The following is a 15,405-nucleotide window of genomic DNA, read 5'->3' as shown; positions in this document are numbered from 1 at the left end:
CCTGGAGTCCATGATGTCCGACCAGAAGACCGCTCTCATCGTCAGTGCCCACTCCGCCGACTTCGTCTGGCGCGCCGGCGGCGCCATCGCGCTGCACGCCGCACAGGGGTGGAAAGTGCATATCGTCTGCCTGTCCTTCGGCGAGCGCGGCGAGTCCGCCAAGCTGTGGCGGCAGGCCGGTATGACGATGGAGAAGGTAAAGACCGATCGTCGCGCGGAAGCACAGGAAGCGGCCGATATACTCGGTGCCAGCGTCGAGTTCATGGACATCGGCGACTACCCGATGCGCGCCGATCTCGACGTCGTGTTCCATCTGGCCAAGGTCTACCGCGAACTGCGTCCGTCCTTCGTGCTCAGCCACTCGCTGAAAGATCCGTATAACTTCGACCACCCGCTGGCGACCCACGTGGCGCAGGAGGCGCGCGTCGTCGCGCAGGCCCACGGCCATGAGCCGCAGGTGCCGGTGATCGGCGCGCCGCCCGTGTTTCTCTTCGAGCCGCATCAGCCGGAACAGTGCGAGTGGAAGCCCGAGCTGTTCCTGGACATCACCCCGGTGTGGGAAAAGAAAAAGGCCGCATTCGAGACGATGCGCGCGCAGGAGCATCTGTGGGAGTACTACACCCGCGTCGGTCTGCAACGCGGTGCCCAGGCGTCGCGTAACTCGGAGTTCAAGATCACCTACGCCGAAGCCTTCCAGCGCGTGTTCCCGCACGTCACGCAAGGGACCCTGGCATGATCGGTATCGTCGTCCGCAATCGCCCTTCGATCACGAAGGAGCAGGCCGAATCGCTCGCTTCGATGGGCGTGGCCACCGTGCACGAAGCGCAGGGTCGTATCGGTCTGTTTCAGCCACCCATCGCGCCGATCCAGCACGACGCGTCCATCGCCGGCTCGGCGGTCACCGTGCTCGCACAGCCTGGCGACAACTGGATGCTGCACGTGGCGGTGGAGCAGTGTCGCCCTGGCGACATCCTCGTCGTCGCCTGCACGACCGGGAACACCGATGGCATGTTCGGCGACCTGCTCGCCACGTCGTTGCAGGCGCGCGGGGTCGCCGGCCTGGTCATCGACGCCGGTGTGCGCGACAGTGCCGAGCTGCGTCGCATGGGGTTCCCGGTCTGGGCGCGCGCCGTGCATGCGCGCGGCACGGTCAAGGCCACGCTCGGCTCGGTCAACGTGCCGGTGGTCATCGGCGGCCAGCTGGTCAGGCCCGGTGACGCGATCGTGGCCGACGACGATGGTGTCGTCGTCGTCACCCATGCGACGGTCGAGAAAGCCATCGCGGCCTCGCGCAAGCGCGTGATGAACGAAGCATCGAAGCGCGAGCGTCTCGCCGCCGGCGAACTCGGGCTGGACCTCTATGACATGCGACCGAAACTGGCCGAAGCCGGTCTGCGCTATGTGGACGATCTCCCGAATGAATGATCCCTCGAAATCCTGCCTTCCCCCCGATCCGAACCCGACCCGACCTGCGCAGGCGCTCCCCGCGGGGTCCTGCGACGCGCACTGCCACGTCTTCGGTCCGGCGAATCGTTTTCCGTACGCCGCGGACCGCAGCTACACCCCTCCCGACGCACCGTACGAACACCTGGTCGCACTGCATGACTTTCTCGGTTTCGACCGTGGCGTCATCGTCCAGGCCAGCTGCCACGGCACCGACAACACCGCGATGCTCGACGCCATCGCGCGCGGCGAGGGGCGTTATCGTGGCGTCGCCATCGTCGATGACGGCATCGACGAGAAGGGTCTGGTCGCGCTTAACGACGGCGGCGTGCGTGGCGTGCGCTTCAACTTCGTCCAGCATCTCGGCGGCCGCCCGGACATGAAGGTGTTCTGGCGGGTCCTCGACCGCATCGCGGAGATGGGCTGGCACGTGGTGCTGCACCTGGACGCGAACGACATCGTCGAACTTCAGGACACCCTGTCGAAGATCCGTATTCCGTTCGTCATCGACCACATGGGCCGTGTGCAGGCCGTCAGAGGCGTTGAGCAGGAACCGTTCCGCCTGCTGGTCGAGCTGATGCGCGACAATCCGCTGGCGTGGGTGAAGGTCTGCGGTGCCGAGCGCGTGTCCGTCGGCAAAAAGCCGTTCGACGACGCCATCCCGTTCGCCAGCAAGCTGATCGAAACGGCACCGGACCGCGTGCTGTGGGGTACGGACTTCCCGCATCCGAACATCTCCAAAGACATGCCCAATGATGGCGGTCTGGTCGACCTGATGTTCCGTTTCTGCCCGGATGAAGACCTGCGCAAGCGGTTGCTCATCGACAATCCTGCGCGCCTGTACGACTTCGCCTGATCGAACGCCGAGAACTCCATGTCCGAGAGCACCGCAACGACCCTCCCGTCACCGAAGCCGCGCAAGCCTTTCTACCGGCAGCTGTACATACAGGTCCTCATCGCGGTCGTGATCGGCGTGGCGCTCGGTTACCTTTCCCCGGAATACGCGCAGAAGATGAAGCCGCTGGGTGACGGCTTCATCGCCCTGATCAAGATGGTGATCGGTCCGATCATCTTCTGCACGGTGGTCACGGGCATTGCCGGTATGCGCGACATGCGCAAGGTGGGTCGTGTCGGCGGTAAGGCGTTGCTCTATTTCGAGATGATCTCGACGGTCGCCCTGTTTTTCGGACTCGTCGCGGGCCACGTGTTCCATCCCGGCAGCAGCTTCAACGTCGATCCGGCAACGCTGAAGGCTTCAGAGGTCGGCAACTACGTCGCGCAGGGCCACAACATCGAGTCGGTCGACTTTCTGCTGTCGATCATTCCGACCACCTTCGTCAACGCGTTCGCCAAGGGCGATGTGCTCTCGATCCTGTTGATCTCGGTGCTGTTCGGCTGCGCGCTTGCGGCGATCGGTGAGCGCGGCAAGCCGGTGTACGACGTGATCGAGGCGGGTGCGCAGGTATTCTTCAAGATCGTGCACTACATCACCGCGGTGTCGTCGATCGGTGCGTTCGGCGCGATGGCTTTCACCATCGGCAAGTACGGCGTCGTTTCGCTGGTCCCGCTGATGGAGCTGATCGGCAGCTTCTATCTGGTCTGCGTGATCTTCGTCGTGCTGGTGCTGGGGCTCGTCGCGCGGATCGCGGGCTTCAGCATCATTCGTTTCTGCGCATACATCCGCGACGAGCTGCTCATCGTTCTGGGCACGAGCTCGTCGGAAGTGGTGCTGGCGCCGCTGATGCGCAAGATGGAAGACCTCGGCTGCCCGAAGGAAACCGTGGGTCTGGTCGTGCCGACGGGCTATTCGTTCAACCTCGACGGCACCAACATCTACCTGACGATGGCGATCCTGTTCATCGCGCAGGCACTGAACATCGAGCTCACCATCCAGCAGCAGATCACGGTGGCGATCGTGGGCATGCTGACGTCGAAGGGCGCGAGCGGCGTCGCAGGAGCCGCGCTGGTGATGCTGGCATCCACGCTGAGCGTCGTGCCGGTCGTGCCGGTTGCTGGCATGGTGTTGATCCTTGGCATTCACCGGTTCCTCGGCACGGGGCTGGCGATGACCAACCTCGTCGGCAATGGGGTGGCTGCGATTGTCGTGTGTGCGTGGGAGAAGGAGCTCGACCGGTCGAAGCTGCAGGCGGTGCTGAAGGCGGCGTAATCGGGTAGCCGCTTCGCGACACGTGGTCTGGCGGCATCCGCCGCCTCCGTCGTGTTGCTCGGCTGAGGCCGTGGGCAGGCTGGAACCCTGGACCTCAGGCGGCGAGCGAAACCCCAGCCGCCAGCGCATCGAAATACTCGCGTGTAAGGCGGAGCTGCGTGGCGGCGTCTTCGGCCTGATTGACGACGTGGCGGAAGGCCGCATTTTCCGGCCGGTCCTTCGCATACCAGCCCAGGTGCTTGCGCGCGATACGCACGCCCATCTTCTCGCCGTAGAACGCATACAGCTGTTCGAGATGCCCGGAGAGGATGTCGCGCACCTCGGTGGGCGTCGGCTCCGCGAGGAAGCCGCCGGTTTCGAGGTGGTGGGCGATCTCGCGGAAGATCCACGGGCGGCCCTGTGCGCCGCGTCCCACCATGATCGCGTCGGCGCCCGTGGCCGCGAGTACGTCGCGTGCCTTTTCCGGCGTCACCACATCGCCGTTGGCCATCACCGGAATGCGCACGCTCGCCTTCACGGCGGCGATAGTGGCGTATTCGGCGTCGCCTTCGTACTTGTCCGCGCGGGTGCGCCCGTGCACCGCCAGCGCCGCGATGCCCGCGTCTTCGGCGATCTTCGCGATGGTCAGCGCGTTGCGGTGCTCACGGTCCCAGCCGGTGCGGATCTTCAGCGTGACCGGGACGTCCACGGCCTTCACGACGGCCTGGAGAATGCGCGCGACGAGCGGTTCGTCCTGGAGCAGGGCGGAGCCGGCCCAGACGTTGCAGACCTTCTTCGCCGGACAGCCCATATTGATATCGACGATCTGGGCGCCGTTGTCGGCGTTGTACTTCGCGGCCTCGGCGAGCATGCCCGGGTCGTAGCCCGCGATCTGAACACTGACCGGCTCGGGTTCGCCGTCGTGGTCCATGCGGCGGAGCGACTTGGTGGTGTTCCAGAGGCGCGGGTCGGAGGCGGTCATCTCGGACACGGCGAGGCCGGCCCCCATGCGCTTGCACAGGAGACGGAACGGTTTGTCGGTCACGCCGGCCATGGGCGCGAGCACCACGCCGGGCGCGATGGAGTAGGGGCCGATGCGCATGCCGGCGATTTTAGCAAACCGTCGCGTCCTGCGGTTTTCACGCCCGCGGGCCATCTGGGCATCTTCGGCAAGGATCGCCCGGCGACCGTTCGGACTATTGTTCCGTCGCGCCAGACGGCCTAACGTCGGAGGTGACGACGGGGGAGCAGTCATGCGAATCAAGACGAGTGCGATCGCCATCGGCGCGGGGTTTCTGCTCGCCGTGGCCTGTGGCTGCGCCGGCGGTGCGGGACGCCCCTCGTTCGACAGCCTCGCGGCGCATCGTGCCGGCGACCCCGCCAGCACCGACCCCTGCGGTCCACGCCGGCCGATCGTGGGTATCTGCCGGATGCTGCGCCCCGTCCGGGGCTGAGCGGTCGGAGCAGGGCCGTCGGAGCCGGACCGTCAAGAAAGGCGGTCACCGGCCGTTATGCTTCCCATGACCGGCGCCGTTTCGCCGGTACGATGCCAACAGGGGCGTAAGCCAGACCATGGGGACCGGGGTGGAGCAGGACATCTGGGAGCGCAAATACCATCTCGCGCTGGAGCGGATGGAGCGCGACGAGCGCGATTTCCGCGATCTCGAAGAAGGCCTGCGCCGGCTCGCCGTCCGTCTGACCGCGCTGGCGCGGGGGCAGGGCACGGATGTCGACCGTCTGCTCGACCGGCTCAACGAGGCTCTGCGCGACTCACCGAATCCGGCCGTCTTGGACGCCTTGCTGGACTCGCTGACCGAAGCGGTGGCCGGCCTGGATCGCCTGCCGCCCGCCGTCAACGATGACGCCCCGGTGGCGACGCTCGTCGCTACGGAGGCATTGGCCGATGCGCCCGTTGACGACGACATGGTCGTGTCGCTGCGCGCGGACATCGCCCGCCTGCAGGACCTGCTTGCCGCGGTGAGCGCGCGCCTGGGTGACATGACGCGATATCTTGCGGCGGAGCTGGACCACGGCGACGCCGCGGAAGGCAGCCGGCAACTGGATGCCACCGTGCGCGAGGAGATGAAGGCGCTCGGCGAAAGCACGCTCGCCGCCACCGATCTGGGCACCTTGCAGGCGGAGGTCAACTCCCGCCTGTCCCTGATCGACAGTCACTTCAGGGAATACCGGGAGCGGGAGGACGCCCGCATGGCCGCCTATCGTGACCGTGCCGAGCGTATGCGCGACCGCGTGGCCGAACTGGAGACACAGACCACTTCGCTGCAGGATTCTCTCCGACGCGAGCACGTGCTGGCCGTCACCGACCCACTCACGGGCCTGCCCAACCGGCTGGCTTACGAGCGGCACATGGAAGGCATCGAGCAGGATGTACGGAACACGGGTCGGGCCGTATGCGTGGCCGCCTTTGACATCGACCACTTCAAGACGATCAACGACAGCTTTGGTCACGCGGCAGGCGATGCCGTCCTGCGCATCGTCGGTCAGACATTTACGCGTGAGTTACCCGAAGACGCTTTCGTCGCGCGCTACGGCGGGGAAGAGTTCGTCGTCGTGTTCGGCGGCGCGTCGCCGGAGCAGGCGAGGCTGAAAGCCGAGGGCCTCTGCGCCATGGTGGCGCGGCTGGCCTTCCATGCGAGCGGCAAGCCCGTGACGGTGACCATGTCGGGCGGCATCACACAATTCGGCCCGGACGACACCCCCGCGAGGGCGTTCGACCGGGCCGATCGTGCGCTTTACGCAGCGAAGCGTCTGGGACGCAACCGCTGCGAATTGGCGTAAAGCCGACTCAGTCGCGACGGGCCAGCAGCATGCCGACGAGGATACCCACGCCGAAGCCGCTCAGGATCGCACCGAGCGGACGATGGGCGACCACGTCGCGGACGCTGTCGACGGCATCGCCGGCGGCTGCCTGCACGCGTCCGGCGGTTTCGCGGATCGCGCCTTCGCCTTCGAGCGAGTGATCGCCGACGAGGGCACCGGCGGCGCGCTGCACGCGTCCACCGACGGTATTCGCGGCGCCGCGGATCTGGTCTTCATTCATGGTTGTTTCCTCCCGTTGAGTTCGATGAGACCAGAAGGTGCCTTGGCGTAAGTGCACGAAGCGGCAAGACGCCGTCAATCGCATGCTTTCACCGGTTCCATGCCGCGACGCGTCATAATGGTCCACCTCCGGTTCGACAAGGGGTGCACCCACCCATGGAAGCGAAGTCAGACAGCCGACCCGAGGGCGGCGCCGCGGCGCGTCCCGAGGCCATCATCGAGCGTGGCGAGGTCCGCTTTACGGTCCTCACGCCGCGCCTGATCCGTATGGAATGGAGTGCCGACCGCCAGTTTCGCGACGGGCGGACCCAGGTGGTCGTCCACCGCGCGCTTGACGCGCCGCCGTTCCACATCGTCGAAGACGACGTGGCCATCCAGATCGAAACGGACCGGCTGCAGCTGTATTACGAGAAAGACAGCGGCCGTTTCGTCCCCGGCAACCTCCGGATCCGCGTCCGGCGTAAACCGGGCGACGAGATCGAATGGCGTCCCGGCGATTTCCAGCAGGCCAACCTCGGCGGGACCTTCCGCACACTCGACCGCTACGACGGCGACACCTGGCAGGACGGCAGCAAGCTGCCGCTGGAAGAAGGGCTGATCGCGCGCGACGGCTGGCATGTGGTCGACGATACCCACGGTTTCGGCATCGATGACGAGGGCTGGGTGACCGGGCGTCCGTCCGGCGACCGCCAGGATCTCTACTTCTTCGGCTACGGGCACGACTACCCGGCGGCCCTGGCCGATTTCGCGGCCATCGCCGGTCCGCAACCGATGCCACCGCGGTTCGTCTTCGGCTACTGGTGGTCGCGCTACTGGAATTATTCCGATCAGGAACTGCGCATTCTCGGCGCCCGCTTCGTGAAGGAGCGCATCCCGCTCGACGTGCTCGTGCTCGACATGGACTGGCATACGACCCCGGGGCTGTCGCTGCGTCCCGGACACGAGCATAAGGACGTCTTCGGCGAGCAGTCCGGCTGGACCGGCTACACCTTCAATCGCAGTCTGTTTCCCGATCCGGCAGCCTTCATGCGCTGGGCGCGTGGACAGAAGCTGCGCGTGACGCTCAACCTGCACCCGGCATCGGGTGTGCTGCCGCACGAAGAAAAATACGAGGCGATGGCAAAGGCGCTGTCGTGGGATACCTCGTCCCGGGCGCCCATCCCGTTCGAGGGCACCTCGCAGACCTATATGCGTGCACTCTTCGATACGGTGCTGGGCCCCCTGGAGCGCGAAGGCGTCGACTTCTGGTGGCTCGACTGGCAGCAGTGGCCGGAATCGAAGGCGCATCCGGGTCTGTCGAACACGTGGTGGCTCAACCATGCGTTCTTTACCGAGATGCAGCGTCAGGGCGATCGTCGCGGCCTGATCTATCACCGCTGGGGCGGGCTCGGTAACCATCGCTATCCGATCGGTTTTTCCGGCGACAGCGTGATCTCGTGGACGTCGCTGGCCTACCAGCCGCACTTCACCGCGATGGCGTCCAACGTGTTGTATGGCTACTGGAGCCACGACATCGGCGGGCATACCTTCCACAAACACATCCCGCGTCCGGAGCGGCATCTGGAGCCGGAGTTGTACGCGCGCTGGATGCAGCTGGGCGTCTTCAGCCCCGTGTTGCGGACGCACTCCGCAAAGGAAGCCAGTCTGCACAAGGAGCCCTGGCATTTCGGGCCACCTTACGGGGACGCGATCTTCGCGGCGATCCGCCTGCGTTATCAGCTCGCGCCGTATATCTACGCTGCCGCGCGACACGCCTACGATACGGGCCTGTCCATCGTGCGGCCGATGTACTACCACTGGCCCGAAAGCGACGAAGCCTACGCGTATCCGTCGCAGTACATGTTCGGTAACGATCTTCTGGTCGCCCCGGTGACCGTGCCGGTCGGTGCGGACGGCACGGCGTCGTTCCCGGTCTGGCTGCCGCCCGGTCTGTGGTACAGCCGCGATGGCGCGGAGTCGTTCGAAGGAGGGCGGGTGCTGGAACGCTCTTACACGCTCGAGGAGATACCCATCTTCGTGCGCCCGGGCAGCGTGGTCCCGCTTTATCCGGAAGGCATGCGGGATCTGGCCAACGTCCCCGACGAACTCATTCTTCAGGTCTTTCCGGGCGACGAAGGCTCGACGGAACTCTACGACGACGACGGCGAGAGCCAGGGCTATCAGCGAGGTGAATGCTCCCGCATCCGCGTGCGCAGCCGACGGGGCGACCGTGCCCATCGAGTGCACATCGACCGCAGTGAGGGAACCTTCGATGGCAAGCACGCGATGCGCTCCTACATCGTCCAGTTCCTCGACGCCGGAATTCCTGAGAGCGTCGAGGTCAACGGCGAGGCACTGCCTTATAGCGCGGAGCCGAAGCCCGGTACATGGTTGTTCGATACCGCATGGCTGTGCATTCGCGTCGATCTCGGTCCGGTGAGCATGGAAGAGGCTCACGATGTCGTCGCGCGTTTCCTGCCCGAGCACACGCCGCCACCAGGACTGCTGCATCGCATGCGGCGCGCGGAAGAGGCCGTGCTTTATCTCAAGCAGGTCTGGGGCGATATCTCCGCGCTTCCCGACGAGGTCGACCTCGCGGGGCAGGCGGCGCGCGTACTCGCCTACGCCGTCGACCAGGGTGATGACGCAGGCCGGGGCGACCGCTTCATGGATGGCGTGCGCGCCTTCGAGGCACGATTCATCGCGCTCCCTGAAAGCGTCAACGCCACGCCCATCGACGAAGCGCTGAAGCGCGGCTTCGTCGACGTGCTCGGGCGCTGACGCTTGCGTCGCCGTCTCGGCCTCCTGCTCGTCGTCCTCGCCGCTTTTGCCTTTGCGGTGCAGGCGCAGGACGCGGTGCGGGTGGGCTCCAAGGCGGACAATGAGGGCGCCCTGCTGGGCCAGATCGTGCTGCAGGTGCTGAAGCACGCGGGCATCCCCGTCGTCGATCGCACGCAGCTGGGTCCGACGTCCATCGTGCGCAGGGCGCTCATCAACGGCGATCTGGACGTCTATCCGGAATACACGGGTAACGCGGCGTTCTTCTTCCATCGGGAGAGCGACCCGGCGTTTCGCGATGCGGGCAAGGCTTGGGCGCTGGCGGCCTCGCTCGATGCGTCGGCCAATCAGCTGGTCTGGTTACGTCCCGCACCGGCGGACAACCACTGGGCTATCGGCGTGCGCCCCGACGTCGCCCGGCAACAGCGCTTGCGCACGCTGGACGATTTTTCGCGCTGGGCGCGTGCGGGCGGTGACGTCTACCTTGCCGGTTCCGCCGAGTTCGTGGAGAGCGACGCGGCATTGCCCGCTTTCCAGTCCGCTTACGGTTTCGCCTTGCGTGGCGATCAGCTGCTGGTCCTTGCCGGTGGCGATACGTCGGCCACGATCAAGGCTGCAGCGGAGGGCACATCCGGCGTCAACGCCAGCATGGTGTATTCCACCGACGGCGCGCTGGCCGTGACCGGCCTGGTGGTGCTCGACGACCCGAAGCACGTCGAGATGGTTTACCAGCCGGCCGCCGTGGTGCGCGACGCCGTGCTGCGTCGTTACCCGCGCATGCGCGGCTCGCTCGAAGCGGCGTTCAGGCCGCTCACCGTGGACGTACTTCGCCGGCTTAACGCACGCACGCAGATCGATGGGGAGGACGCTTCCGTCGTCGCCGCGGATTACCTCCGCAAGCAGGGGATGCTGCCTTGACCCGGGGTGGACTTGCGAAGGACGCACGGCGTGTCGCCGACGACTCCCCGCTCCCGGTGGTCGTCCTGACCGCTTTCGGTCTTGTCGCGACGCTCTTCGGCGCTTTCCTGCGCATCGCGCCGAATCGGCTTCTCAGCGGCCACGCGTACAGTCCGCATGCATGGGCGCTGGCGGCGATCTGGGGCATCGCGCTGGCCGGCGCGATCGTACGGTGGCCGGGCCGGCGGATCGTCGTCGGCCTACTCGCCTGGCTGGCGATGACGGGGCTTCCGCTGTTAGCGGGCATCGATGCCCACGCGTGGCTGATGCGCGCCGCGGCGAGCACTCGCGTCCAGCTCGGTGCCGGCTTCTGGTTGGCGTGGCTGGCGGCCGCGCTGCTACTGCTGGATCGGTTGCGGCCGGCGCGTCGCGTGGTACAGGTCGTCGCGTGGTTCGCTGCGCTGGTCGCCATCGCGATCATGGCGGCCGCCGGCGCACTCGACGGTCTCGCGCTTGTCCGTGAGTACGCTGCGCAACGCGCCCCGTTCGCCGATGCCTTGCTTACCCATGTCGCGATCGCCGTCGTCACGCTGGCCGTCGCCTTGCTGATCGGTGCGCCGCTCGGAGGATGGGCCTGGCGCGCGAAGCGCGGAGGCGGCGCACTCGTCGGGCTACTGACCTTCCTGCAGACCGTGCCTTCGCTGGCGCTGTTCGCGTTGTTGATCGGTCCCTTCGCGTGGCTGGCGAACGCATGGCCGGCGTTGGGTGCGATCGGCTTCGGCGGTACGGGCGCGGCGCCCGCCGTCTTCGCCCTCGTGCTGTATGCGCTGCTTCCCGTGGTCCGCTATACGGTCGCCGGACTCGACGCGGTGGCATCGGATACGCTGGAGGCCGCGCGTGGCCTGGGCATGAGCCGCTGGCAGGTGCTGGCGCGCGTGCAGTTGCCGCTCGGCTGGCCCGTATTGCTCGCCGGCCTGCGCATCGTCGCGGTGCAGACCATCGGACTCGCGGCGGTGGCCGCGCTCATCGGCGCGGGCGGCCTTGGCCGTTTCGTCTTCCTCGGCATCGGTCAGGGTGCCATGGACATGGTGTTGCTCGGCACGCTCGCGATCATCGGTCTTGCACTGGCGGCTGATGTTCTTTTTCAAGGTCTGCTCGCGTTGACGGAGTCTCCCGCATGATCGAGTTCGATCGCGTCCATAAACGTTACGGCGAGTACGTCGTCATCGATGACCTCTCCCTGCGCATCGAGGATGGCGAATTCTTCGTCCTGGTCGGTCCGTCGGGATCGGGAAAATCCACGCTGCTGCGCACGGTCAACCGGCTCGAACCGGTCGATCGCGGCACCGTGCGCGTCGACGGTGAAGACGTGGCGACGCGCGACGTCGAGGCCCTGCGTCGGGGGATCGGCTACGCGATTCAGTCGGTCGGTCTGTTTCCACATCGTACGGTGGCCGAGAACATCGCCACGGTGCCGCGTCTCCTCGGATGGGCCGACGCGGCGATCCGTGCGCGCGTGGCCGAGCTGATCGACCTCTTGCGACTCGACGAGCCCGGAATCGCGGACCGCTATCCGGCCACGTTATCCGGCGGACAGCAGCAGCGTGTCGGTGTGGCACGCGCGTTGGCCGCGCGACCGCGCATCGTGCTGATGGACGAACCGTTCGGCGCACTCGATCCGCTGACGCGCGAGTCGCTGCAGCAAAGCCTCAAGACCATTCAGCGCGACAGCGGTACGACGATCCTGTTCGTCACCCACGATATGGACGAGGCCTTCAGCCTTGGCGATCGCGTGGCGCTGATGCTCGACGGCAAGATCGCGCAGGTCGGCACACCGCTCCAGCTCATCCGCGAGCCCGCCGACCAACGCGTGCACGAATTCGTGGGCGGTACACGCACCCGCCTGCGCGAACTGGCCGTGCGTTCGGTGCGCGACAGCGCGCGTCCCGGCGAGCAGGCCGACGGTGATGCGCTCGATATCGCCGCCTCGTTGCAGGACGCGCTGGCGTCGATGCTCGCGCAGGGGCGCGACCGCTTGCCGGTGGAAGAGCATGGACGGCCCTTCGGCGTCATTCGCCTCGTCGATCTGGTGGCGCCGCGGCCGTGAGAGCGATCCTTCCCGCCGTGGCGCTGCTGGCCTTACTGGTGGTGCTGCCGTTTTCCGCGCCCGTGTTCCATGCCGGGTGGCCGGCGCTGAGCCACCCCCTGTACACGCGCACCTCGTTCCTCGCGCTGACGGCCGCACATCTTTCGCTGGTGTTCGTCGCCACGGTCGTGGCGGTCACCGTGGGTCTGTCACTCGGGGTGCTGGCGACACGTCCCGGCGGGCGCTCACTGCTGCCGACGGTGCGCGCGGTGGCCGTGATCGGGCAGACGTTTCCACCCGTGGCCGTGCTGGCCATCGCCGTCCCCTTGCTCGGCTTCGGCGCGGCGCCGACCCTGCTTGCGCTGGCGCTGTACGGGGTCCTTCCGGTGCTGGGCCAGACGATCGCGGGGCTCGACAACGTGCCGGCCGCGGCGCTGCATGCGGCGGACGGCATGGGCTACGGACGCTGGCGCCGCTTGTGGGAGGTGGAGTTGCCGCTCGCCGCGGGCCCGATCATGGGTGGCGTGCGTCTCTCGGCCATTGTCGGTGTGGGCACGGCGACGATCGGTTCGGCGGTCGGTGCGACGACCCTGGGTTCGCCGGTGGTGGAGGGGCTGGTGGGCAACAACACCGCTTATGTGATCCAGGGCGCGTTGCTCGTGGGTGCACTGGCATTGACGATCGACGGAGCGCTGGGTGCCCTGGAGCGCCGGATCCGTCGGTTGCATTGACGGATCCGGCGAGCCTTATCGCCTTACCAGATCTTCACCCGCTGCTTCGGGTCGAGATACAGCTTCTGCCCCGGTTTCGGCTGGAACGCGTCGTACCAGGGGTCGAGGTTACGCACCGTCTGTGCACGGAACTCACCCGGCGCATGACCGTCGCCGATCACCTGGGCACGAAGCGCCGCGTCACGGGTCTTGGTCCGCCACGACTGCGCGAAGGCCAGGAAGAATCGCTGGTCGCCGCTGAGGCCGTCGATGACCGGTGCGGGTTTACCACCCAGGCTTTCCTTGTATGCCGCATAGGCAATGGTCAGGCCTGAAAGGTCGGCGATGTTCTCACCCAGCGTCTGCTGGCCGTTGATATGCAGGCCCGGCAGCGGTTCGTACTGGTTGAACTGCTCGACGAGGCGCTGACCGGCATCCTTGAAATGCTTCTGGTCGGCATCGGTCCACCAGTTGGCCAGGCGTCCCTGTGCGTCGAACTCGGCGCCGGTGTTGTCGAAACTGTGGCTGATCTCGTGACCGATCACGGCGCCGATCGAACCGTAATTGGACGCGGGGTCGGCCTTCGGATCGAAGAACGGGGCTTCGAGAATGGCGGCCGGGAAGTTCAGCGAGTTCTGCAACGGCAGGTTGACCGCGTTGACCGTCTGCGGGGTCATCCACCACTCGGCACGATCCACCGGCTGGTGCAGCTTGGCGACCTGATGGCGGTACTCCGCCAGCGTCGCGCGCTGATGGTTGCCCAGCGCGTCGTCGGGACGAATCTCCAGCTTCGAATAATCGCGCCAGGTATCGGGGTAGCCGACGCCGACCTTGATCGTCGCGATCTTGGCCTTGGCCTTTTGTCGTGTGGCCGGCGACATCCATTCCAGCGTATCCACGCGGGCATCGAACGCCTTCAGGATGTTCTTCACCATGTCCTCGACCTCGGCACGCGAGGAAGCGGGGAAATAGCGTTTGACGTAGATCTGACCCACGGCATCGCCGAGATCGACATTGACCCGGCCCACGCCCCGCTTCCAGCGATCCCGCTGTTTCGGCGTGCCGGTCAGCACCTTGCCGTAGAAGCCGAAGGCGAGGTCGTCATAGGCTTTCGGCAACAGGCCGGAGGCATTTTCGTTGATGGTGTGAAAGCGCAGCCAGGCCTTCCACGTGTCCAGCGGTTCACTGGCGACCAACGCCGCGAACTTCGTCACGGTCGCCGGCTGCCAGACGATGAAGGTCGGCTGGTCGTCGAGGCCGGCCGCCTTGAAATAGGCGTCCCAGTCGATACCTGGCGCCCGGGACGCGAACGCGCTGCGCGGCCAGGGATTGTTCGCCTTGTGGATGTCCTCGCTGTCGACGATGGATTCCTGGGCCTGTGCGATCTTCGTTTCCAGTGCGACGATGGCTTTCGCCTTGCCGGCGGCATCGGGCGTGCCGGCCTGCCGCAGCAGCGCTTCGACGTACGCGGCGTACTTCGCGCGCGCGTCCACCATGTCCTTGTCATTCTTGAGGTAGTAATCGCGGTTGGGCATGCCCAGTCCGCCCTGCAGCAGGTACGGCATGTTCTTCGAAGGATCCTCGAGGCCCTGTGCGACGAACAGGCCGAGCAGATGGCCGGTGTCGAGGTTTGTCGCGTTGATCGGGTCGACGTCCGCGCGCAACTGCGCGCCCAGCGCCGTCGACAGTGCGGCTTTGTCCCCGATGGCGTCGATCGCACCGAGCGCGGGCTGCAACGGCGCCAGGCCGGCTTTCTCGATCGCCGCCTCGTCCATGTAGGCCTTGTAGTAGTCGGCGATCAGTCGCTGATTGCTGCCGGCGGCGGGGCTGCCCTCGCCCGCGGCCTTGATCAGTTCCGCATTGCGCTTCTCGGCCTTCTGGAAAACTTCGAGGAACACACCCGTGCTGGCGCGGTCGGCGGGAATGACCGCGGTTTTCTTCCACGCGCCGCTGGCATATCCGTCGAAGTCGTCACCGGGCTGTACCGTGTGATCGATGCCTTTCAGGTCGATGCCCGACGGATCGGCCGCCAGGGCCGCCGAGGAGGCGAGTCCGCAGGAAATCGCGGTCGCAAGAATCCGGTGAATCGTAGCCATGGGGCGCGTCCATTGAAGAGGGGAGGCCACGATAGCCCCCGCGCCATCACTTGTGTCCATGACCGATGGACTAGGCGTGGCCGTGGCGTCACGCGCCACGAAGGCTGCCGGGGGATATGCCCTAATGACTGTCCGGCCCCGCAACGGGGTCGGCATGGGTGGGCCGCGGGTCGCCCGGGCTCGCCCGGACCTTCAATTGGCAGCAGATCT

Annotated in this window: 14 protein-coding genes; 11 read left to right on the top strand and 3 right to left on the bottom strand. The window is 66.4% G+C overall.

Annotated features, from left to right (window positions below; all coding sequences use genetic code 11):
- Positions 1 to 13: 13 nt before the first annotated feature.
- Genes BLT40_RS08775 through BLT40_RS08760 form a run of 4 tightly spaced genes read left to right on the top strand, consistent with a single transcriptional unit; the run spans position 14 to position 3,610 of the window.
- Positions 14 to 736 (top strand): PIG-L deacetylase family protein, encoded by a 723-nt coding sequence (locus BLT40_RS08775; protein WP_303048751.1) that lies wholly within the window; start codon positions 14 to 16, stop codon positions 734 to 736.
- Positions 733 to 1,425: a 4-carboxy-4-hydroxy-2-oxoadipate aldolase/oxaloacetate decarboxylase gene (locus tag BLT40_RS08770; protein WP_090352695.1), complete on the top strand. Its 693-nt coding sequence runs from the start codon at positions 733 to 735 to the stop codon at positions 1,423 to 1,425. The genes BLT40_RS08775 and BLT40_RS08770 overlap by 4 nt, the downstream gene beginning before the upstream one ends.
- On the top strand, positions 1,418 to 2,299 hold the full coding sequence (locus BLT40_RS08765; RefSeq protein ID WP_090352694.1) for an amidohydrolase family protein: 882 nt from the start codon (positions 1,418 to 1,420) through the stop codon (positions 2,297 to 2,299). Before BLT40_RS08770 ends, BLT40_RS08765 begins: the two co-directional genes overlap by 8 nt.
- An 18-nt stretch (positions 2,300 to 2,317) precedes the next feature.
- Positions 2,318 to 3,610, top strand: coding sequence for a dicarboxylate/amino acid:cation symporter (locus BLT40_RS08760; protein ID WP_090352693.1), 1,293 nt, complete (start codon positions 2,318 to 2,320; stop codon positions 3,608 to 3,610).
- Positions 3,611 to 3,704: 94 nt separating this feature from the next.
- On the opposite strand, the gene dusB is transcribed toward BLT40_RS08760, so the two are convergent.
- Positions 3,705 to 4,691, bottom strand: coding sequence for a tRNA dihydrouridine synthase DusB (dusB, locus tag BLT40_RS08755; protein ID WP_090352692.1), 987 nt, complete (start codon positions 4,689 to 4,691; stop codon positions 3,705 to 3,707).
- A 151-nt stretch (positions 4,692 to 4,842) separates the two neighbouring features.
- Here dusB and BLT40_RS08750 point away from each other — a divergent pair, with 151 nt between their 5' ends.
- On the top strand, positions 4,843 to 5,043 hold the full coding sequence (locus tag BLT40_RS08750; RefSeq protein ID WP_036110401.1) for a hypothetical protein: 201 nt from the start codon (positions 4,843 to 4,845) through the stop codon (positions 5,041 to 5,043).
- 118 nt (positions 5,044 to 5,161) lie between these two features.
- The gene (locus BLT40_RS08745) at positions 5,162 to 6,388 is read left to right on the top strand and encodes a GGDEF domain-containing protein (RefSeq protein WP_090352691.1); all 1,227 of its coding nucleotides are present in this window, start codon (positions 5,162 to 5,164) and stop codon (positions 6,386 to 6,388) included.
- A 7-nt stretch (positions 6,389 to 6,395) separates the two neighbouring features.
- On the opposite strand, the gene BLT40_RS08740 is transcribed toward BLT40_RS08745, so the two are convergent.
- The gene (locus BLT40_RS08740; protein ID WP_036110404.1) at positions 6,396 to 6,650 is read right to left on the bottom strand and encodes a CsbD family protein; all 255 of its coding nucleotides are present in this window, start codon (positions 6,648 to 6,650) and stop codon (positions 6,396 to 6,398) included.
- A 155-nt stretch (positions 6,651 to 6,805) separates the two neighbouring features.
- On the opposite strand from BLT40_RS08740, the gene BLT40_RS08735 reads away from it, so the two are divergent.
- From BLT40_RS08735 to BLT40_RS08715, 5 genes are read left to right on the top strand one after another with little or no spacing between them, the layout of a single operon-like run.
- Positions 6,806 to 9,409 carry a glycoside hydrolase family 31 protein gene (locus BLT40_RS08735; RefSeq protein ID WP_090352689.1) on the top strand — a complete coding sequence of 868 codons (2,604 nt, stop codon included), beginning with the start codon at positions 6,806 to 6,808 and terminating at the stop codon, positions 9,407 to 9,409.
- Between the two features lie 3 nt (positions 9,410 to 9,412).
- Positions 9,413 to 10,324, top strand: coding sequence for a glycine betaine ABC transporter substrate-binding protein (locus BLT40_RS08730; RefSeq protein WP_090352688.1), 912 nt, complete (start codon positions 9,413 to 9,415; stop codon positions 10,322 to 10,324).
- Positions 10,321 to 11,484, top strand: coding sequence for an ABC transporter permease (locus tag BLT40_RS08725; RefSeq protein WP_143025857.1), 1,164 nt, complete (start codon positions 10,321 to 10,323; stop codon positions 11,482 to 11,484). Before BLT40_RS08730 ends, BLT40_RS08725 begins: the two co-directional genes overlap by 4 nt.
- On the top strand, positions 11,481 to 12,410 hold the full coding sequence (locus BLT40_RS08720; RefSeq protein WP_090352686.1) for an ABC transporter ATP-binding protein: 930 nt from the start codon (positions 11,481 to 11,483) through the stop codon (positions 12,408 to 12,410). Before BLT40_RS08725 ends, BLT40_RS08720 begins: the two co-directional genes overlap by 4 nt.
- Entirely contained in the window at positions 12,407 to 13,120 is a 714-nt protein-coding gene (locus BLT40_RS08715; protein ID WP_090352685.1) for an ABC transporter permease, read from the top strand. Before BLT40_RS08720 ends, BLT40_RS08715 begins: the two co-directional genes overlap by 4 nt.
- 23 nt (positions 13,121 to 13,143) lie before the next feature.
- Here the strand turns inward: BLT40_RS08715 and BLT40_RS08710 are convergent, their stop codons facing one another.
- Complete coding sequence (locus tag BLT40_RS08710; protein WP_090352684.1) at positions 13,144 to 15,195, bottom strand: M13 family metallopeptidase; 2,052 nt, start codon at positions 15,193 to 15,195, stop codon at positions 13,144 to 13,146.
- Between the last annotated feature and the right edge of the window lie 210 nt (positions 15,196 to 15,405).

The sequence above is a fragment of the Dyella sp. 333MFSha genome (genome assembly GCF_900102405.1).
GTDB classification, from domain to species: domain Bacteria; phylum Pseudomonadota; class Gammaproteobacteria; order Xanthomonadales; family Rhodanobacteraceae; genus Luteibacter; species Luteibacter mycovicinus.
Note: the sequence above shows the minus strand (reverse complement) of the source record. Positions and strands in the feature narration are given on the sequence as shown.

Excerpts from the sequence above, each read along its gene's own strand:
- BLT40_RS08750 (WP_036110401.1), top strand. The coding sequence starts at position 4,843 with ATGCGAATCAAGACGAGTGCGATCGCCATCGGCGCGGGGTTTCTGCTC.
- BLT40_RS08775 (WP_303048751.1), top strand. The coding sequence starts at position 14 with ATGTCCGACCAGAAGACCGCTCTCATCGTCAGTGCCCACTCCGCCGAC.
- BLT40_RS08735 (WP_090352689.1), top strand. The coding sequence starts at position 6,806 with ATGGAAGCGAAGTCAGACAGCCGACCCGAGGGCGGCGCCGCGGCGCGT.
- BLT40_RS08765 (WP_090352694.1), top strand. The coding sequence starts at position 1,418 with ATGAATGATCCCTCGAAATCCTGCCTTCCCCCCGATCCGAACCCGACC.
- dusB (WP_090352692.1), bottom strand. The coding sequence starts at position 4,691 with ATGCGCATCGGCCCCTACTCCATCGCGCCCGGCGTGGTGCTCGCGCCC.
- BLT40_RS08770 (WP_090352695.1), top strand. The coding sequence starts at position 733 with ATGATCGGTATCGTCGTCCGCAATCGCCCTTCGATCACGAAGGAGCAG.
- BLT40_RS08710 (WP_090352684.1), bottom strand. The coding sequence starts at position 15,195 with ATGGCTACGATTCACCGGATTCTTGCGACCGCGATTTCCTGCGGACTC.
- BLT40_RS08760 (WP_090352693.1), top strand. The coding sequence starts at position 2,318 with ATGTCCGAGAGCACCGCAACGACCCTCCCGTCACCGAAGCCGCGCAAG.
- BLT40_RS08745 (WP_090352691.1), top strand. The coding sequence starts at position 5,162 with ATGGGGACCGGGGTGGAGCAGGACATCTGGGAGCGCAAATACCATCTC.
- BLT40_RS08740 (WP_036110404.1), bottom strand. The coding sequence starts at position 6,650 with ATGAATGAAGACCAGATCCGCGGCGCCGCGAATACCGTCGGTGGACGC.
- BLT40_RS08720 (WP_090352686.1), top strand. The coding sequence starts at position 11,481 with ATGATCGAGTTCGATCGCGTCCATAAACGTTACGGCGAGTACGTCGTC.